The 18,955-nt window shown below is 47.2% G+C and carries 15 protein-coding genes; 12 read left to right on the top strand and 3 right to left on the bottom strand.

All coding sequences use genetic code 11. The features are described 5' to 3' along the window. Positions 1–7 precede the first annotated feature (7 nt). Genes BMW79_RS11725 through BMW79_RS11765 form a run of 9 tightly spaced genes read left to right on the top strand, consistent with a single transcriptional unit; the run spans position 8 to position 12,320 of the window. The gene (locus BMW79_RS11725; protein WP_177192125.1) at positions 8–1,492 is read left to right on the top strand and encodes a RagB/SusD family nutrient uptake outer membrane protein; all 1,485 of its coding nucleotides are present in this window, start codon (positions 8–10) and stop codon (positions 1,490–1,492) included. 12 nt (positions 1,493–1,504) lie between these two features. Then, complete coding sequence (locus tag BMW79_RS11730; protein ID WP_089894895.1) at positions 1,505–2,647, top strand: carbohydrate-binding protein; 1,143 nt, start codon at positions 1,505–1,507, stop codon at positions 2,645–2,647. 3 nt (positions 2,648–2,650) lie between these two features. Further along, positions 2,651–3,691, top strand: a complete 1,041-nt coding sequence (locus BMW79_RS11735) for a DUF5007 domain-containing protein (RefSeq protein ID WP_089894897.1) — start codon at positions 2,651–2,653, stop codon at positions 3,689–3,691. Positions 3,692–3,730: 39 nt separating this feature from the next. Next, entirely contained in the window at positions 3,731–6,973 is a 3,243-nt protein-coding gene (locus tag BMW79_RS11740; RefSeq protein WP_089894899.1) for a SusC/RagA family TonB-linked outer membrane protein, read from the top strand. 20 nt (positions 6,974–6,993) lie between these two features. Then, on the top strand, positions 6,994–8,463 hold the full coding sequence (locus BMW79_RS11745) for a RagB/SusD family nutrient uptake outer membrane protein (RefSeq protein WP_177192126.1): 1,470 nt from the start codon (positions 6,994–6,996) through the stop codon (positions 8,461–8,463). Positions 8,464–8,481: 18 nt separating this feature from the next. Continuing rightward, complete coding sequence (locus tag BMW79_RS11750) at positions 8,482–9,180, top strand: fasciclin domain-containing protein (protein ID WP_089894902.1); 699 nt, start codon at positions 8,482–8,484, stop codon at positions 9,178–9,180. Between the two features lie 18 nt (positions 9,181–9,198). Next, positions 9,199–10,794, top strand: coding sequence for an IPT/TIG domain-containing protein (locus BMW79_RS11755; RefSeq protein WP_089894904.1), 1,596 nt, complete (start codon positions 9,199–9,201; stop codon positions 10,792–10,794). A gap of 27 nt (positions 10,795–10,821) precedes the next feature. Beyond that, positions 10,822–11,742, top strand: coding sequence for a methyltransferase domain-containing protein (locus tag BMW79_RS11760; RefSeq protein ID WP_089894906.1), 921 nt, complete (start codon positions 10,822–10,824; stop codon positions 11,740–11,742). 17 nt (positions 11,743–11,759) lie between these two features. After that, positions 11,760–12,320 carry a DUF1415 domain-containing protein gene (locus BMW79_RS11765; RefSeq protein ID WP_089894907.1) on the top strand — a complete coding sequence of 187 codons (561 nt, stop codon included), beginning with the start codon at positions 11,760–11,762 and terminating at the stop codon, positions 12,318–12,320. Between the two features lie 2 nt (positions 12,321–12,322). Here BMW79_RS11765 and BMW79_RS11770 read toward each other — a convergent pair whose 3' ends face one another. Continuing rightward, a complete protein-coding gene (locus BMW79_RS11770) occupies positions 12,323–13,336 on the bottom strand; it encodes a LacI family DNA-binding transcriptional regulator (protein WP_089894908.1) in 1,014 nt (337 codons plus the stop codon). Between the two features lie 130 nt (positions 13,337–13,466). On the opposite strand from BMW79_RS11770, the gene BMW79_RS11775 reads away from it, so the two are divergent. Continuing rightward, positions 13,467–14,348, top strand: a complete 882-nt coding sequence (locus tag BMW79_RS11775; protein ID WP_089896865.1) for an inositol oxygenase family protein — start codon at positions 13,467–13,469, stop codon at positions 14,346–14,348. A gap of 130 nt (positions 14,349–14,478) precedes the next feature. After that, positions 14,479–16,170: a sodium:solute symporter family transporter gene (locus BMW79_RS11780; protein ID WP_089894910.1), complete on the top strand. Its 1,692-nt coding sequence runs from the start codon at positions 14,479–14,481 to the stop codon at positions 16,168–16,170. Between the two features lie 104 nt (positions 16,171–16,274). On the opposite strand, the gene BMW79_RS11785 is transcribed toward BMW79_RS11780, so the two are convergent. Continuing rightward, positions 16,275–17,228: an NADP-dependent oxidoreductase gene (locus BMW79_RS11785; RefSeq protein ID WP_089896866.1), complete on the bottom strand. Its 954-nt coding sequence runs from the start codon at positions 17,226–17,228 to the stop codon at positions 16,275–16,277. Positions 17,229–17,329: 101 nt separating this feature from the next. On the opposite strand from BMW79_RS11785, the gene BMW79_RS11790 reads away from it, so the two are divergent. Next, positions 17,330–18,211, top strand: coding sequence for an AraC family transcriptional regulator (locus BMW79_RS11790; protein ID WP_089894912.1), 882 nt, complete (start codon positions 17,330–17,332; stop codon positions 18,209–18,211). 17 nt (positions 18,212–18,228) lie between these two features. Here the strand turns inward: BMW79_RS11790 and trhA are convergent, their stop codons facing one another. Next, positions 18,229–18,873 carry a PAQR family membrane homeostasis protein TrhA gene (trhA, locus tag BMW79_RS11795; protein WP_089894914.1) on the bottom strand — a complete coding sequence of 215 codons (645 nt, stop codon included), beginning with the start codon at positions 18,871–18,873 and terminating at the stop codon, positions 18,229–18,231. Positions 18,874–18,955: the final 82 nt, after the last annotated feature.

The following is an 18,955-nucleotide window of genomic DNA, read 5'->3' on the forward strand; positions in this document are numbered from 1 at the left end:
CAAGATCATGAGAAATATTGCGGTTGTTGGGGTCATGCTATTACTGGGCACAGGTATGCTGTCCTGTAAAAAAATGCTGGATGTACCATCACATCGTGCCCTGACGGAAGAAAACATGTGGCAAACCAAAAATGATGCGCGTGCGGGATTATCGGCCTGCTATGCTTTGATGCGCGCGGCCATGGCCAATGAAAATGCGCATTGGGTGTACGGAGATCTCAGGGGCAACGATTTTCAGGCTACCAAGCGGGGCGATCTCCGCGCAGTAGTAGAAAGTAACCTGAATGCCAGCTATTCCACTATGGATCAATGGCGCGACTGGCGCAGATTTTATACGGCCATTGCCCAATGTAATCTCACTATACAAAAACTACCACAGGTAACCACTACCGACTACCGGTATTCACAGAATGAGATGAGACTGGACCGTGCCCAGGCGATCTACATCCGTGCCTTTCTCTATTATTATATTGTAAGGATCTGGGGAGATGTGCCACTGGTTACTACTCCTGCTGATGGAACCATTAAAACAATTACCCGTGAAAAATGGGAGAAAGTGCTGGACTTTGCCGCCAATGAAGCAAAAAGCTCCATTGATGGCTTGCCCTGGAAATATGATGGTAAGTCGCCGGAACAACAAGGCGAATACCGTGGTCAGGGTGAATCACATCACATTTCCATCACCATCACCAAGGGAATGGCTTATACGTTGCTCGCACATATCTATAACTGGAAAGGAGAGTATGACAAATCACTCGAATGGGCCAATAACGTGATCAGCAACCAATCCAATACAGGCTACGGTTTTGTTAGTCTCAACGACTTAACCCGCCTGGACGGAGCTTTCCGTGGACGTATCGGCGCCAACATTTTCCAGATAGACATGAACTTTGACCACGCGGAAATTTCTGCAACGGGTCAGCTGGAAGACTGGACCCTGCGCGATCCGTATATCCCACGCCGTGAGTCTGAAATCTATGTTCCGAAAGACAGCGTACTGAAGATTTATGGAGAACCACATGAGCAGCGTCCTAACTTCTTCTTTACGAAGATGGAGGAAACGTATCCCATCTTTTTCAAGATGAAACAGCTCAATAGTTCTGTAAAAGATCCGGTGCTGAAAATGTATGCCTCCTGTATTATCGTATTCCGTTATGAGGAGCTGTACCTGTTGCGTGCAGAAGCCAAAGCCCGCCTGGGAATGAAGGAAGAAGCACAGAAAGACCTGAACCAGATCCGTACCACCCGTTCCCTCAAAGGCGTGAACACCGCGATGGATGGCCAGGAACTGCTGGATGCCATTCTGCTGGAACGCAGGAGAGAGTTGATGGGCGAAGGCTGGTACTGGTATGACCTGGTACATTTCAAAAAGATCCCGCAATATACAAGGCTTACGCAGGCTGATGTGGACAAGGGTGTTGCCTTATGGCCTATCTCACAGGATGCGTTGTCTAACAACAGCAACCTGACTCAAAATTCTTTCTGGAAATAATAAATCACTGCCATGAAAAAATATTTAATACTACTGATGATCACGGCGTGTTTTGCCTGCGAGAAGGGGATGCAGGACTATCGGAATGCAAAGCCGTTGTCGGAAGTACAAGTAAGCACTTACGATTTCCTTAAACAACAGGGCGGCTTGTATGATACCTTGCTGTTGCTGATAGACCGGGTAGGTCTTACGGATACCCTGAAAAGCCAGCAGGTCACTTTTTTTGTGCCGCAGGATAACAGTATTACCACGGCTATACGAAATGTAAACTTCGCGAGGGAGCGGCTGGGTGATGCACCTAACTGGACCCTGGACAGTATTCCCAATAAAACATGGGACAGCCTGTTGCGCCGCTATATTGTAAGAGGTATCGTTACCGCAGATTCACTGAGATATGCAGATGGGAGTGACCTCACCTCCCTATACGGACATAAAATGAACGGAAAAACCGGTAGTACCAATGCTTCCGGGGCAGTAGGAGGCGGTACCGCAGTGTTGCAATACAGCGACATGAATGATTCCCGTTTTTCAAAAGACTGGTCCAATGCACTCACGCAGAATGTGGATATCAAATCAAAGAACGGATGGATCCATATCCTGGAAAGCAGGCATGTATTCGGGTTTACTTCCTTTGTAGGAAAAGCATATCCAAGATCACTGGAACCATTACAGGGGCCTTACCTGGGTTATCCGATTGCGATTCCTGGTGTACTCAATGCCGCAGATTATGATGAAGGCCCCAGGTTGGTAGCCTATAAGTATAATAATGCCAACGGAGGAAAGGCTTATCGCAGCGATGATCCCGGAACAGAAAACTGTTCGCAGGGAGATGCCCTGACAAGTCCGGGCGGTAACTACAACATCGGATGGACCAGCGATGGAGATTGGGTAAGATACACGGTGGAAATTAAAGAGGCCGGCAAGTATAACGTAGATCTGAGAATAGCGGGTAACGGCGGCGGACTTATTTACCTCACCATAGATGATGTAAGGGTATGCGACGATATTCCTATCCAGGGCACCGGCGGCTGGCAGAACTGGCAAAGTGCTGTTGGTACAGCAGATCTGCCGGAAGGTAAGCACCTGATGAAAGTGCAGATTAAAAAGGCCAATCTCAACCTGCACCGGATCACCTTCACCAAAATAAACCCGTAAACCATGAAGAGGCAAGTATATACTTTTTTCATAGCCGGCGCACTGGCAGTAACGGCAACAAGCTGTTACAAAGAGCTGCTACCAAAAGAAAAAGAACATTTCAGTAACAACGTTAATTTCGACGGAGATACTTATACGGCCAACTTTGGCCGCACCAATGTTTTCTACGGAAAATTCAACGCCGATAATTCTACCCAGCCGCTTACTTTCCAGTTGCTGAATATCCATCGCCCGGACAGTCAGCCGGCGCCCGAACTACTGACGCAGGTGGATACCTGGCAGTGGAAAGCCTACTACAGCGGCACGGAGAAAACCATCGCTGAAATCGACGCCAAGCGTTTCCAGGTAAAGAGACCGGTATTGGATATGCGCGAAAATTCAGGCGACCTGGTATTCTGGGCAACCGATACTTCGAAAATTAAGCCCGGTGTGTACACCTTTGATATCCTGGTAAAGAATAATGGTGGCCAGAAACTGTTCCAGAAACAAAAGCTGCAACTGCGCTTACCTCGTCCGTATGAGCCATATGACTACGATGATATTACCGGTTTGCACAAGAAGGATGATAAGAATAATCTCATTTATAATCATCCTACACTGGAAGGCGTGCAGGACATGCAGAATAATACTATCAATGCAGACCAGGTAAATGTGTATTTCCATAAAACCGGAACCGGTAAGAATTCGGTGACCTTTAAAGTATATGATAAGGATTCCGTCCTGATTCCTATGTCAAAATTCAATGTCACGCAATGGGATAGCCTCAAGTACGTCAGCAACACCATCGGACAGAATGTGTTCTTCGGTTTTAACCGGAAGTTTGCCACAGACAGTTCTACCGTGACCTGGGATATCACTAATCCATACCCGGTGCTGGCAGATGTTGGTATCAATGAAAGTGCGCGGGTGACATTCACCTATGAACGCGTTTCCTACGGACAGCGCCGGAGAGCTTATATGGGCTATGGCTTCTCTATCCTTGAACCAGGAAGCTGGGAAATAATTTTCAAATTCAGGGTGAATCCCAAGTTCATCAACGATTAACCAGACAACTGTATTCTGAAACATTAAAAATTTCGTGCCATGAGTAAACGGTACATATATAGACTGGTCGCTTTTCTCCTGTTACTGACAGGGGCCGGCAACGCAGTATATGCCCAACAGGCTGTAACGATCAAAGGTAGGGTAGTGGATGCGGCTTCCAAGGAAGGCATCCCCGGCGTTACCATCATTGATATCAAAAATAAAAAAGGACTCGGCGTGACGGATCCCACCGGACGCTTTACCATTACGGTAGAACCGGAAAAAATGATCCAGTTCCGTTATATCGGTTACCGCCTGGAAACCGTGAAAGCGGTGGCTGGTGCTGCTATGAACATTGGCCTCGTACCGGAAAATAAAGCGTTGAAAGAAACGGTGATCATCGGGTACCAGAAGCGTACCAAGGAAACGGCATCAGGATCTGCTGCTGTGATCGATGGAAAGGCGCTGCAGGATGTACCTGTATCCAATATACAGGAGCTGTTGCAGGGAAAGGTAGCCGGTCTGAATATCCAGAACAACTCCGGTGCCCCGGGTTTTCGTGGTACCATGTCCGTTAGAGGGGTTTCCCAGCTGGATGTAAGTGGTAGCGGTGATAATGCTTATCTCACCAGTAATAACCCATTGCTGGTAATTGATAACGTGCCGGTAGATTTTGATGGCGGTATTTCGCAATCCATGTTGCAGCCAGGTGCCGCTACCGGCCCGCTGGCCCTGATCCCGCCGGAAGATGTGGAGTCTATCGTGGTAATGAAAGATGCCCAGGCTACCGCATTGTATGGTTCCCGTGGTGCCAATGGTGTAATCGTAATCACTACCAAACGCGGTAATTCTCCAACACCTATCATCGATATCACCAGCAGCGTATTTGTGAACCTGCCACCTTCCCTGCGTCCCACTATCGGTGGTAATGCAGAGCGCAGATACCGTATCAGCTCCATCCTGGCCAATTCGCTCGATGACCGGGAAGCCAGAATGAAATTGTCTGATCCGAATTCACAATTCCTGACAGATAGTCTCAACCCGTTTTATAATAATTCTACCGACTGGCAGGGATTATTTTACCAGACCACTTTAAACTCCAATAATAACATCCAGGTAAGTGGTGGTAGCCAGAAAATGAACTACAAGGCCAACTTCGCCTACCAGAAGAACCAGGGCGTATTGAAGAACACCGGTTTTAACAAATACAGCCTGAATATGCAACTCAATATGCAGCCCAGTAAAAAGCTGCGTATCGGCGCACAGTTGTTCAGCGCACTGGGACAAAAGCAACGCGGTAACGGAGGCGGCTTAACCAATAATGGGGCCGGTAACTCGTTTACCTCTTCACTGATGCCCGGGCCTTCTACCTTTGTGGGGAATCCGCAGCTTAGTGGATATGAGAATAACATCGATGATAACAATACCCTCAATATCCGTGGTTTCGTGGATGTAGATTATGAGATCATCAACGGGTTGCGTATCAACTCCACTACTTCTTATGATTATTACACGGATACGAGAGATCGTTTCAACCAGTCGTTTTCCAATAACAATGTGACAGGCCTGTATGGTTTTGTTGGACGCCACGATGAGCTGAACACCAGGAATGGCGTAAATTACAGCTATAGCAGCAGACCAACGGACATAGAAAAGAGCCATAACATTTATGCGAGCGTATTCAGTGAAATCAATATTAAATCCGATGACCAGCATGTGCGCGATGTACGTAACGGTCCAAACGACTACTACTGGGGACCACGTGGTTATTCACCACGTTTCTATCCCGGTAACCCGTGGAATAACAAGGATGAAGTAAACGTGAACGGTACACCGGTTTCTTATGCGTATCATGCTGCCAGCTGGGCCGGTTTCTTCTCCTATAACTACCGGACAAAGTATGTACTGGATCTGTCTTACCGTCTGGATGGTAACTCTTCTGCAGGTATCAATAACCCCTATACGAAGAATCCTTCCATCGGATTGCGCTGGAACTTTAATAAGGAGAACCTGATGCGCCGGCTGGACTGGCTGGATTATGGATCGGTGCGTGTAACCTATGGTATAAACAGCCGTCCTACTTCTACCATCCTCAACTCACTGGGTGCGTACAATACAGTAAAAAGCTACAACAACGGGATATCTATCAACCCGAACTTCTCCGTATTGGCGAATCCTAATATGGAACCGGAAAAATCTTCGCAGTTTAACTTCGGTGTGGATCTCGGTTTATTCAGAGGCCGCCTGGAGGTGATTTACGATACCTATTACAAAAACAACTATAACCTGGTGCGGGATATCAAATTACCCAATGCCACCGGTTATGATAAAATGCAGGTCAATGGTGGCGCTATCGTGAACTATGGTCATGAGTTGTCGCTCACTGTGCGTCCAGTTGTAAACAAGAATCCAAAAGGTTTCCAATGGACCTTCTCTGTTAACGGCGCCTATAACCAGGGTGTACTTACCGAGTTACCTGGCGGTTCACAGCTGTTTATCAACGTAGATGAAAATACCTGGCAGAGTACTGCTTTGAAAGTGGGCAGAAATCCGCAGAGCAATTACATGTACGAAACAGTTGGTATTTACCAGTCTAACGACCAGGTACCGGTAGATCCTATCAGAGGTGTACGCTACAAAGCATTTAAAGGACCGGGCAACCAGTACTTCCAGGCAGGAGATCCTATCTGGAAAGATCTGAATGGAGATTACGCGCTGGACAATGCTGATTATGTGATCATGGGTAATCCTGAGCCATTGGTAACCGGTGGTTTGAACAATACGGTGAGTTACCAGAACTTCTCCCTGAATATTAACTGTACTTACCTTGCCAAACGCAGCATCTTAAACAATGCTATTGCAGCCAGGATCTATCGCCTGCAATTCCCGGAAAGATTATCGCTGGATGGTGGTACTGCACAGGGTCCGATTAACCTGTACGATATCAACCAGATCAATTACTGGAAACAAGCGGGTATTAATGCTACTCATCCTGCTATTGTAGGTTCCTTTCAGCATGATGCGGCGGTGGCGCCCAACAGGCTGGATCAGAGCCTTTACCAGGAAGATGGTTCCTACTTTAAAATTAACCAGATCACCCTGGCTTACCAGTTCCGTGATTTTGATTTCATGAAGCGGTTGAAACTGCGTGTACTGCGTGCTTATGTAACGGCGTACAACGTGGGTATCTTCTCAAAGTATACCGGGCCTAACCCTGAAACCGTAACATCACTGGGAAGGGACGATATCAATGGTTACCCGAATGCCAGCAGTTTCACGTTTGGTATTGGCGCTCAATTTTAATGACATTTAAATTATTTCAGATGAAACAATGGTATAAAATAGGAATACTCTTCTGCCTTTTGTTGGGGGCAGGTTCCTGTAAGAAGTTTCTGGAAGTAAAACCACTGGATACACTTTCCGGAAAGGATTTCTGGAAAACGAAGGGGGATGCTACAAAGGCGATCGGTGGTGCTTATGCCTCTCTTTTGGATAAGTTTACCAAGGGGGCTATGTATAACGTAGGCGATTTCCGTGCGGGCAACTGGAACTGGTTCAATAAAAATGGTTTCCGTTTCCTGGCCACTAACCGGTTGTTATCGGCCACCGATGATAATATGAATGATATCCCTGACTGGGGATTGTTTTACAAAGCCATAGCTACGGCCAATCTTTGTATAGATCGTATACCTGGTATACAAGATCCGAACTTCAGTACCAAGGATAAAAAAGCGTTGGTAGCAGAAGCGCGTTTTATCCGTGCATTTACCTATTTCTATATGGTACGGCTATACGGAGATGTGCCTTTGCAGACAGATGCCTATGATATTACCCTGCGTCCACGTGAAAAGATGCTGACGGTGATGGATTTCTGCTTGAAAGATCTGGCGGGTTGTAAGGATGACATGGTAATTTCCTATGATGACCCGACCAACAGGGCAGTGAGAGGTACCAGGGGAGCTGCACTGGCGTTGATGGCGCATATCAATATGTGGTGTGCTGGTTTTGATAAAGCCAATCAACAGAAGTACTGGACACAGACCGATGTATTGATCAAGGAACTGATAGATTTACGTGAGTACAAACTGCTGGAGTATACACCGGAAACGTTCAAGAATATCTTTAAAGGCCGTTCGGAAGAAGGGATCTTTGAATTATCCCTGAATGCCAACTACGGTGGCCAGTTCCATTTTCTCATCTGCCAGTGGACTTTACATGCGCCTATCATCCAGGATGGTTTGAATGGCAACAGTGAAATTACGCCTATCGTGAAGCACCTGGACCGTATCTATCCACGGGGAGAATCTGATAAGCGGATGCAATTCTGGTTTGATGATCCTTATGGGAGCAAAGGACCTCAGAAGCCGATGTTCCTGAAGTTTTCCGCTATCACCAACCCTATTACCAGGGATTATGACGCCAATTTCATTTTCTTCCGCTATGCAGATGTTATTCTGCTGAGAGCAGAAGCGTTGGCTAACCTGGGAACCCGGAACGATGAAGCCATTGCGATGTTGAACCTGGTGCGCGACAGGGCTGGTGCAAAAATTTATACCGGTGGTGGTGGAACTGCTTTACAGGATGCCATTTTTTATGAAAGAGAAAAAGAGCTGATGGGAGAAGGACATCTATGGTATGACCTGATCCGCACCGGAAGGATTGGCAATACAAATCTGACAGAAAACCCGCTGACACCGGAGTTAATGGAGAAAGGCGCCTGGACGTGGCCTATCTCTACTTCTGCGGTGAACAACAATCCGCTGGTTGTGAGGAATCAATACTGGATACAATAACTGTAAAAAATATTTGCTATGCGAAAGCTGTTGCCCATTGCCGGCATCCTGCTGATGGTAGGATTACTCTTTTCTGCCTGTAAAAAGGATTATTATGTAGACGGAGGTCTGGCAGATCCTCATTACAAGGGTACCATTTACGATTACCTGGTAAAGAACCCTTACCTGTTTGATACTATTGCCTATATCGTGGAAAAGGCGGGATTGAAAGAAACCTTGCAGAATGATTCTGTGACTTTCTTTGCGCCCACAGATCAGAGCGTGGTGGACGCGCTGGCGGATCTGAACGAGTACCGCTATCAGATGGTAGAAGACAGTGTGAAGCTGGGTGATATTCCTCCTGCGGTATGGCGGAAGTTCCTGGACCGGTATATCCTGAAAGGGAAGTATACGGCCAATAAATTTGCGCGCATGGACCCGGTGAATATCTATGCCTATCCCGGAATTAATTATGTTATGGCAGGTGGTTATATTCTCAATATCGGTCTGGTGTATCAGAACTACAACAATGTAGAGGCTGTAGGGGCCCGTATCCTGACATTAACGGATATCACTTTTGATCCGGTTACCTTCAATAACAATTTGCGGGTGATCGTATCGTCTTCTGATATTCAACCCACCAATGGTGTGCTGCATGTACTCAGTATGCGGCATACCTTCGGATTCCGCCCCATAGAATTTTTGCTGGCGGCGGAACAGGCGCTACAGAATAAATAACCTATTAACGCAATCAGTATGAAAAGATATAGCTATTTAATATTGCTCCTGGCCATCCTGGTGGCCTGTGCAAAAAGCAAGATCAGTCCAAGGGTAGATGACCCCTATAAAGAGCAGGTGTTGCCGGCGATCTACTTTAATAAGGACGGTATCAATCCAACCGGCGCAAAAATAGGAGAACTGGTGATGGTGAGCGGGAAGGGATTTCTGAAAAGTAAAGACAAATTATCATTCCTCTTCAACGGGGTGAAAGCAGAAATAGTAACGCTGACGGATACTTCCGCACAGTTGAAGGTGCCTGCAGATGCAGCTTCCGGTAACGTGGCCGCACAGGTAGACCAGCAGTATTTCTTTGGACCCTTCTTTCGGGTGAGGGGCGTCTTTGAAATGGACACATTGTTTCCAAGTAAAGTAGCCGCCAATGGAGATGTTGAAGATATCATCCCTGTAGAAAACGGCAAGTATCTCATCGTGGGAGATTTTACAGACGTAGATGAATCAGGAAAGAAAGGTAAACAGCTCAGGGTAGCCAGACTTAATCATGACGGGCGTCTCGACAAATCTTTTGGTCCGGACAATGTACTGAATGGTACCAATACCGCTGTACTGGCTGCTGTGATGCTCCCCGGAAATAAGTACCTGGTAGCCGGAGGCTTTAATAATTATGAGGGTGTGAATTATGTCAACAGTATCGCAATGCTGAATAATAATGGTTCCCTTGCGGCAGATAAAATATTTTCTCCTACCGCCAAGGAAATCATCGTATCCCAGCTTAAAGGCGGCGTATCCGGCCGGATAAACAGCCTGCATGTACAGGCAGATGGAAAGATCCTGGCAAGTGGCTTTTTCCGTTTCTACGTGCAGCCGAATTATAACCTGGTAGGTGCAAACGGACAGGATTCTGTTCACCTCGATTCTATCCAGGTAAACGGACTGGTACGTCTGATGCCGGATGGCAGTTTTGACAGCACGTACAACTATGATCATGCCATGCATATGGGCAACGAAGGACCTAATGGGTATATTTACCGCTCATTGTTGCTGCCGGATGGCAAATTGCTGATAGGAGGTTCCTTCACCAAATACAACGGTCAGTCTGTTAGCCGGTTGGCCCGGTTGAATACCGATGGCAGCCTGGATCCCAGCTTTGCAATTGGCGCAGGCGCCGATCAGAGCGTTGAGAATTTTGCCCGCCAGCCGGATGGAAAGATTGTGGTGGTAGGTTCCTTCAATAATTTCGGAGGACTAAAACTGCCGCGTGCCGCCCGTATCAATGAAAACGGTACAGTAGATCCTACTTTTAATTTAGGCGTAGGAACAAGCGGCTATTTCGCCAGTATCGGCTTTATGCCAGGTGGGGAAATCATCCTCGGTGGTGCCTTCACAGAGTACAACGGGTTAAAACGCAATAACCTGGTGGTATTAAATGCAAATGGTTCCTTTCATCCTACCTACAATAGTATGGGAGGGGTAACGGCGGATAAGAATGGCAATACCGGATTTGTAAAGAAAATTTTGCAGCAAACCGGAGAGAAGTCCATGCTGGTAGTAGGCACCTTCACAAAGTTCGATTACCGCGATGCCAACCGTCTCGTGAGGATTACTTACCCTTAATCCCTGAAACAGGTGTACCTTTAGGGAATGCCTGTTTTTCCGGAGATCATCAAGAGTATTGCATCACAACATGAACAACATAAAGACCTGAACCTCTTTTATGGCGGCAAAAGCGCCGCTCTGGCGTGGACGCCATACACGAGGTTCCTGCTGGCCACCTATCCGCGTGAAATTTTACAATTGAACGCGGATGGGTTGACAGCCGGTCTGGTGAATTACCTTACCACACAGGCACAACTTACCTTCTGTGCTACCAACCAGTATATGAATGTTTCCGGTGCTGCCGGCGAATCTTTGAAAGCCGTGTACAGCGCTCTGATGGAAGATATTGTTACCCAGCTCCAAAACAAACAAACCAATTTTGACGGCCTCGAACAATTGCATGGACAACGCTTAACACAGTGGTTGCTCCGCACCAATGCCTTTGTCCGGGAAATCAACGGAACACTGGAACCACAGGTAAAACGGGTGGTTTGCGCCGAATATTCTCCTGCTACACAACTGTCGGTGCTGCACCTGGATGTATTATCCATGAAGGGGCCGGTGCTGGATATTGGTTGCGGACAACAGGCGTTGCTGGTCAGATACCTGCGTCAACAGGGCATCGAAGCCTATGGGATAGACCGGTTCATCGAACAACCGGCGCCTTATCTTCAATCGGTAGACTGGCTCGAATATGCCACCATACCCAACCGCTGGGGTACGATTATTTCCAATCTGTCTTTCTCGAACCATTTTCTGCATCATCACCAGCGTAGTGATAGTGCCTATATGGGCTATGCCCGGAAATTTATGGAAATCCTGCGATCGCTGCAAACCGGCGGCAGTTATCACTATGCACCTGCTTTGCCCATGATGGAAGCCTATCTGCCATCTGCACAATATGCTATTACCCACCATAAGGTAGGGGATCACTTCCGTAATACCGTGATCACCAGGAAGGAGTAATCCGTACCTTTGCCGCTATGATATACGGTCCGGAAAAAATAGCGCAGGTAATTACACAAACACAGCACTGGGTCAGGGAACTGGTGATAGGCTGTAATTTTTGTCCTTTTGCCAGCAGGGAAGTGAAGAGAGACAGTATCCGTTACCAGGTGAGTGGCGCTACCACGTTGAAGGCCGCCAATGATGAGTTGCTGGCTGAATGCCGGCTGCTGGACAAGGATCCGGCGATTGCTACCACGCTCCTTATTTTTCCGGATGGTTTTCCTGTATTCCGCGATTATCTTGACCTGGTGGCGGTTACGGAGAAAATGATCCGTCAGCAGAAATATACCGGTATTTACCAGATCGCGGGTTTTCACCCGTTATACCAGTTTGCAGGCTCTTCTCTGCAGGATGCCGCCAATTATACCAACAGGTCCATCTATCCGATGCTGCATCTTTTAAGGGAGGAAGAAATCGAAAAGGCGCTGCAGCATTATCCCCATCCCGAAAAGATCCCCGAACGCAATGTGAATTTTGCCCGTGAAAAAGGCATGGCTTACATGAAAATGTTGCGGGATAGCTGTCTGGCTACCTGATATTAATGTGCTTTTGTAGAATTCCTGACAATCAGGGAAGATGGAATAACCTGCTGCTGCTCGTTTAGCGGGAAGCTGCTGCTTTTCAGTGCCCGGAAGAGCAGGGTGGCCGCAGCTTTGCCCATATCAAAAGCGGGTTGTGATACTGTGGTGAGCGAGGGATGCAGAAAGCGGGCGGTGCTCAGGTTAGAGAAGCCGATCACCTGTATATCGCCGGGAATGTTCAGTGATAGGGCCTCACAGGCCTGGTAAACAGCGGTGGCGAGTTTTTCTGTGGTAGCAATCAGGCCATCATAATGATGTTGTTGCAGCGCAGTTTGCAGCACTTGTTGCGTGGCTACCGGATCGTTGGAGCAATGCAGCACACTGGCGGCCGTGAGCGGCAGCTGATGCGCCGCAAGGGCCTGCTGAAATCCTTCTGCCCGGCGGTTGCTGATAGATAACTGCCGGGAAGCCGATAAAAGGCCGATATGACGGCAACCACCGGCAATGAGATGCGAGGTGGCGTTGTAGGCGGCAATGGTATCGTCGGTGGTAATCCGGGCGGCGGTGACTTCCTCACAGACCCTGTCAAAAAATACCAGGGGAATTTCTTTAGCCAGTTGAGCCAGCCCGTGCGCAGCAGCTGTGGTTTCGGTGGTTACGGAAATGAGTACGCCATCTACCCGGCCACTCTGAAAATCTTTCAGGATAGCCTGTTCTTTCATAAAACTTTCATGCGTCAGGTAAATCAGTACATGATAACCTTTGTCCTGCGCCACGCTTTCTATGCCGTTGATGGCCTCTGCAAAGAAGCTGTCGGCCACTTCAGGGATCACCACAGCAATAGTATGACTGGATTTTTTACGCAGACTGCTGGCATATGGATTAGGCACATAATTCAGTTCCGCCGCGAGTGCCAGCACCCGTTGCTTGGTTTCTTCACTGATTTCATGGCTGTTGCTCAGTGCTTTTGAAATGGTAGCTGTAGATAACTGCAACCTTTCCGCCAGCATCCGGATCGTGACATTTTCCATATAATAGCCCGTGTTACTTAATCGGTTAAGTAAATAAAGTTATTCTATTATGCGGAACATTTTTAAAAAGATCGCATATTTAGAAAAGGATATTTACTGGCTTTTCCACGAACTTTTAAAATCTGATAAGATGGATAACGTTAACGGGCAACCTAACCCCGCACCACTTGCTTCACTGGATCAATGGGAAGATGATCTGTTAGAACGCTACCCTGATCCCGCCAATATCAATAAAGAAAAAAGCAAGACTGAATTCCGGAATTATGAAGCACCGCCACGTGATACCGTGAAGGAGTTCTACCGCCTGAATCATACGTACCAGTCGTACGCTTTTGTAAAACAAAAAGAACAGGAATTCCTGTCTTTCAATAAAAGAGAAATGTCGGTTTGGGAGGCGTTTGATTTTCTGAATCAACTTGTAGACGACTCCGATCCGGATACGGACCTGGATCAGTTCCAGCACCTGTTGCAAACATCGGAAGCTATCCGTGCGGATGGTCATCCGGACTGGATGGTGCTCACCGGCTTATTTCACGATATGGGCAAAGTATTATGCCTGTTTGGTGAACCGCAATGGGCTGTGGTAGGAGATACCTTCCCCGTAGGTTGCGCTTTTTCTGACAAGATTGTTTTTCCGGAGTTCTTCAAAAATAATCCGGATATCAACAACCCGGATTATAACACCAAATACGGTGTATACGAACCAAACTGCGGTCTCGACAAGGTACATCTCAGCTGGGGACATGATGAATACATTTACCAGATGATGAAGCCGCATCTGCCGGAACCGGCGCTGTATATGCTCCGTTACCATTCTTTCTACCCGCAGCACCGGGAACATGCCTACGGGCACCTGATGAATGCACATGACGTAGAAATGTTTAAATGGGTAGATCTTTTTAATCCGTATGATCTTTATTCCAAGAGCCCTACGCCTCCCGACTGGAAGGTGCTGAAGCCTTATTATGAAGATCTGGTGGCAAAGTATCTGCCATCTACATTGAAATTTTGAACAGTGATATTCAGGGGTTACCGGTGCAGCGATGTCCGGTAACCCTTTTTTTACACGCCCGAAAGTGCTATCTTATATCCAGGTATTTCCACCCACGTTAATAAAAAACTGCTGATCAACCGCTCCACTTATGAGTAATCAACTTGTCTTAAAAGACTACCTGGTATTTGCATTGTATTTTGTGATTGTTGCGACTTACGGTTATTGGATTTATAAAAAGAAGAAGAAAGGCGCTGTCAGCGAATCGAAAAGTTTTTTTCTTGCAGAGGGATCGCTCACCTGGTGGGCCATTGGCGCCTCCATTATTGCCTCTAATATTTCAGCAGAACAGTTTATCGGGATGAGTGGTGATGGCTTCTTTGTAGGCATTGCCGTATCGGTGTATGAATGGGTAGGGGCTGCAGCATTGATCATTGTGGCTGTATTCCTGATGCCGGTGTATATCAAAAACAAGATCTACACCATGCCCCAGTTCCTGAAAACGCGCTACAATGAAACGGTAGCGCTGATTATGTCCGTATTCTGGTTGTTTTTATATGTGTTTGTTAACCTAACTTCTATCCTGTACCTGGGCGCCCTGGCCATCAATGGTCTGCTGGGCGGTGCTTACTTCCATGAAGTGATGGTGGCCCTGGCCATCTTCTCCGTCATCATTACCCTGGGCGGGATGAAAGTGATTGGTTATACCGATGTAATACAGGTAGGCGTGTTAATTATCGGCGGCCTCGCTACTACCTGGATGGCGCTCACCGTAGTGAGTGAAAAATTCGGGATGGGGAAAGATGTGCTCGCAGGATTTAACATCCTGATGCAGGAAGCGCCCGACCATTTTCACATGATGCTGAAAAAGCCTGCTGCAGGGGCTCCGCAGGACTATGTCAATAAGTACCTGATCCTGCCTGGTTTCGGTATGTATATGGCCGGTCAGTGGATCAGTAACCTCAACTACTGGGGTTGTAACCAATATATCACACAACGCGCTTTGGGGGCAGATCTGCAAACCGCCCGCACCGGTATTTTATTTGCCGGTTTGCTAAAGATACTGATGCCGGTGATCGTGATGTTGCCTGGTATTGTGGCGTATGTATTATACCAGCACGGGCATCTGCCACAACTGGAAGGCGGGCATAAAGATGGCGCTTATGCCGCCATTCTTACCTTGCTGCCGGCGGGTTTGAAAGGACTGGCTGTTGCCGCGCTTACCGCCGCCATTGTGGCCTCCCTGGCGGGCAAGTCCAACAGTATTTCCACGATCTTTACCCTGGATGTATACAAGAAATATATCAATACACAGGCCGATGAAAAACGGCTTGTCTGGATCGGCCGGTTTACCATTGTGGTAGCTATTATCATCGGTGTGATCTTTACCTGGAACGACCTGCTGGATATTGGCGGGGCTGGTGGTTATACGTTTGTACAGAAGTATTCCAGCTTTATCAGTCCGGGTGTATTTGCCACGTTTATTCTGGGGATGTTCTGGAAAAGAACCAGTGGCACCGCAGCTATTGCGGGTATTATCACGGGTTTCGCCGCGTCGTTGTTTTTCAACCAGGTAGCGGTGAGTGTGTTTGGCCCGGAAACGATTCTTTATTCTGCATTTCACAATGCCAAAGGCGAATATGAAATTCCTTTCTTTATCAGCCTGGGATGGTCTTTCCTGACTACGGTACTGGTAATGGTGGCGATCAGCCTGGCGGGACCAAAGATCAGTGCCAAAGCATTTGCGCTGGACTATGAGATGTTTAAACTGAAACCTTCTTCGGTTATTCTGATTGTTACCATATTGCTGCTGTTGTCTGTGATCTATGTGAAATTCTGGTAAAACGGGAACGACTATACGATTTGCTGTTTGCTTGTTGATAATTTTTTTGCATTGGAAATCCTCTCCGGCTGAAAGGCGGGAGAGGATTTTTTATGTGATGGTGTTTATATTTTTACTACTACCTTCCCTTGTGTTTTTCCGGTAGATACCTGCTCATGGGCTTTTGCGATATCTTCGAAAGCATACACGCTTGCTACTTCAGAATGTAGTTCCCCGGATGCCAGCAGGGCGGCAATAGACTGCATCTGTTCCCCGTTGGAGGTAACATACATTCTTTCAATATGAATGTTCCTGTCGGCCGCTTTTTGCTTTTGTGCATCGTCGAAAAATACGCGGATGCTGATCAGATGACCGCCATCTTTTACGGCTGCCAGGGAACGATCCAGGTGACCGGGGATATCAATGGAATCCAGTACAATGTCGGCATCGGTGACCAGTTCTTCAAAGGTCTGGCTGTTGTAGTCGATATGTTGATCAGCTCCGAAACGCAATACGGCCTCTTTTTTCGCAGCGGAAGAGGTGCCGATGACATAGGCACCAAAATGTTTGGCAATCTGTACGGCATAGTGGCCTACGCCACCGGCTGCGGCGTGGATCAGTACTTTATCGCCTTTTTTGATGTGCGCATGTGTTACCAGTGCCTGCCAGGCGGTAAGTGCGGCCAGGGTGGCTGCTGCGGCTGCTTCGTGGGAGGTGTTGGCAGGTTTCAGCGCCAGGTGGCTGGCCGGTGCTGCCACATATTCTGCATAGGCTTTGCCGTGACCCGTAAAGTTGACCATACCAAATACGGCATCTCCTGGCTTAAATCCGGTCACTTGTGCACCTACGGCGGTCACTTCTCCCGAAATATCCCAGCCCAGTATAATATCCTCGCCGGCGGCTGGTTTCAGGATATTGTTCAGCGCCCCTTCATTTGTTCTTACAAAGATATCTACCGGGTTAATGCTGATGGCATGATTGCGTACCAGTACTTCTTTATCTTTTATGGCCGGTACGGGAATGTCTTTGAGTTCGAGGTTTTCTGCACCGCCTAACTGTTTTAATACGATTGCTTTCATATCGTTAAATTTGTTTTTTGTGATCTGATAACTCAAAATTCGAATAAATTTGCAATGGTGCCCTTGTACGAACAGGGGTAGGTTTTGTACAATCTGAGGTTATGGAAGTAAAGACGCTTTATAAACCATTCGACATCCTGTTTGCAGAGGAAGATGTGTGTCCCATCGGGCAGCACCGGAACAGTTTTTTTGAGCTGGTGTATATCCTGAAAGGAACGGGCAACTTCCACAATAACCAGCATACGTTTGAATACGGCCCTGAAAATCTTTTCCTGCTACAGCCACAGGATGTGCAATATACCCGGATCAAAACCCGGACAGCCTTTTTATTTATCCGGTTTAATGGTATTTACCTGGAGGCACAGCGCAGTGGTAATTCCAACAGTCACCTGGGCGACTGGGCGCGCAAACTGGAGTATATTTTCCATAATAACCGCTTTCCCGGATGTATCCTGCGCAATGAAGACGATAAGCCCATTGTAAGGGCGCTGATCAATGCCCTGATACTGGAGTCACAGAAGGAACAATCACTGCGGAATGAGGTGGTGCAGCAGCTGGTGAATACTATTATCACTATCGTGGCGCGCAATGTAACAATGCTCACTACAGAGAAAAGCGGGATGAGCAACGACCTGCCGAATGAAATACTGAGTTATATTCATCAGAATATCTACTACCCGGAAAACCTGCGTACGGAGAAACTGGCCAGCCGCTTTAATCTTTCCCAGCACTATGTCAGTGAATATGTGAAGAAGTTGACCGGAGAAAGTATCCAGCGATATGTAACCAATTACAAATTGAAACTCGTGGAAACCCGCCTGCAGTACAGTGATATGCGGATGAGCGAAATTGTGGAGGAACTGGGCTTTACAGACGAAAGTCACCTGAACCGGACTTTCAAAAAATACACCGGTATCAATCCTACGGATTACCGGAAAAAAATGTGGGCAGAAAAGAATTACCAGCCGGGATTAAGTGGCTGATAATTCCTCCCGGTATCTTACATGGCCAGTAATACGGCTACATAGTGACAAACCGCTGCAGCCAGCACCAGCAAATGCCATACGGCGTGTGTGTATTTGTATTTATCCCAGATATAGAAGATCACACCGATCGTGTATAAGCCGCCGCCAATGGCCAGCATAATGATCACGGGCAAGGGAAGGGTATCAAAAAAGCGACGGCCGCCGAATACCATGATCCAGCCCATCAGCAGGTAAATGATGGTAGACACAATATCATATTTTCCCGTAAACCAGGTCTTGAATAAAACGCCTACCAGCGTGAGCCCCCAGAGAATCGACAACAACGTGATCCCAAAGGCATTATTCATATACACCAGCAGGAAAGGCGTATAGGTACCGGCAATTAAAAAGTAAATGCTGATATGATCAAAGATCAGGAACAGCTTTTTTACGGCCAGTTCCTGCGATAAATGATAAATGGTGGAATTGGTAAATAACAATATAAAACAGAAGGTATAAATGCAGGCGCCTACAATACCGGGTGTATTGTTGTGAGTAGCGGCAATGCCTGCCAGCATGGGTAAGGCGCTTACGCCAAAAATAATTCCTAATCCGTGGATCAACCCGTTCACGATTTCCTGTTTACGGGTATAGCCGGTTTCATTCTTACTAACAACCATTCCTTCAAATTTTCTACTATTAAGTCGCAGGGGTGAAGCGCGCGCGCCTCACTATCCCTGCAAAAATAAGACATTAATAAGA

This window comes from Chitinophaga arvensicola (assembly GCF_900110835.1).
Taxonomy (GTDB): Bacteria; Bacteroidota; Bacteroidia; order Chitinophagales; family Chitinophagaceae; genus Chitinophaga; species Chitinophaga arvensicola.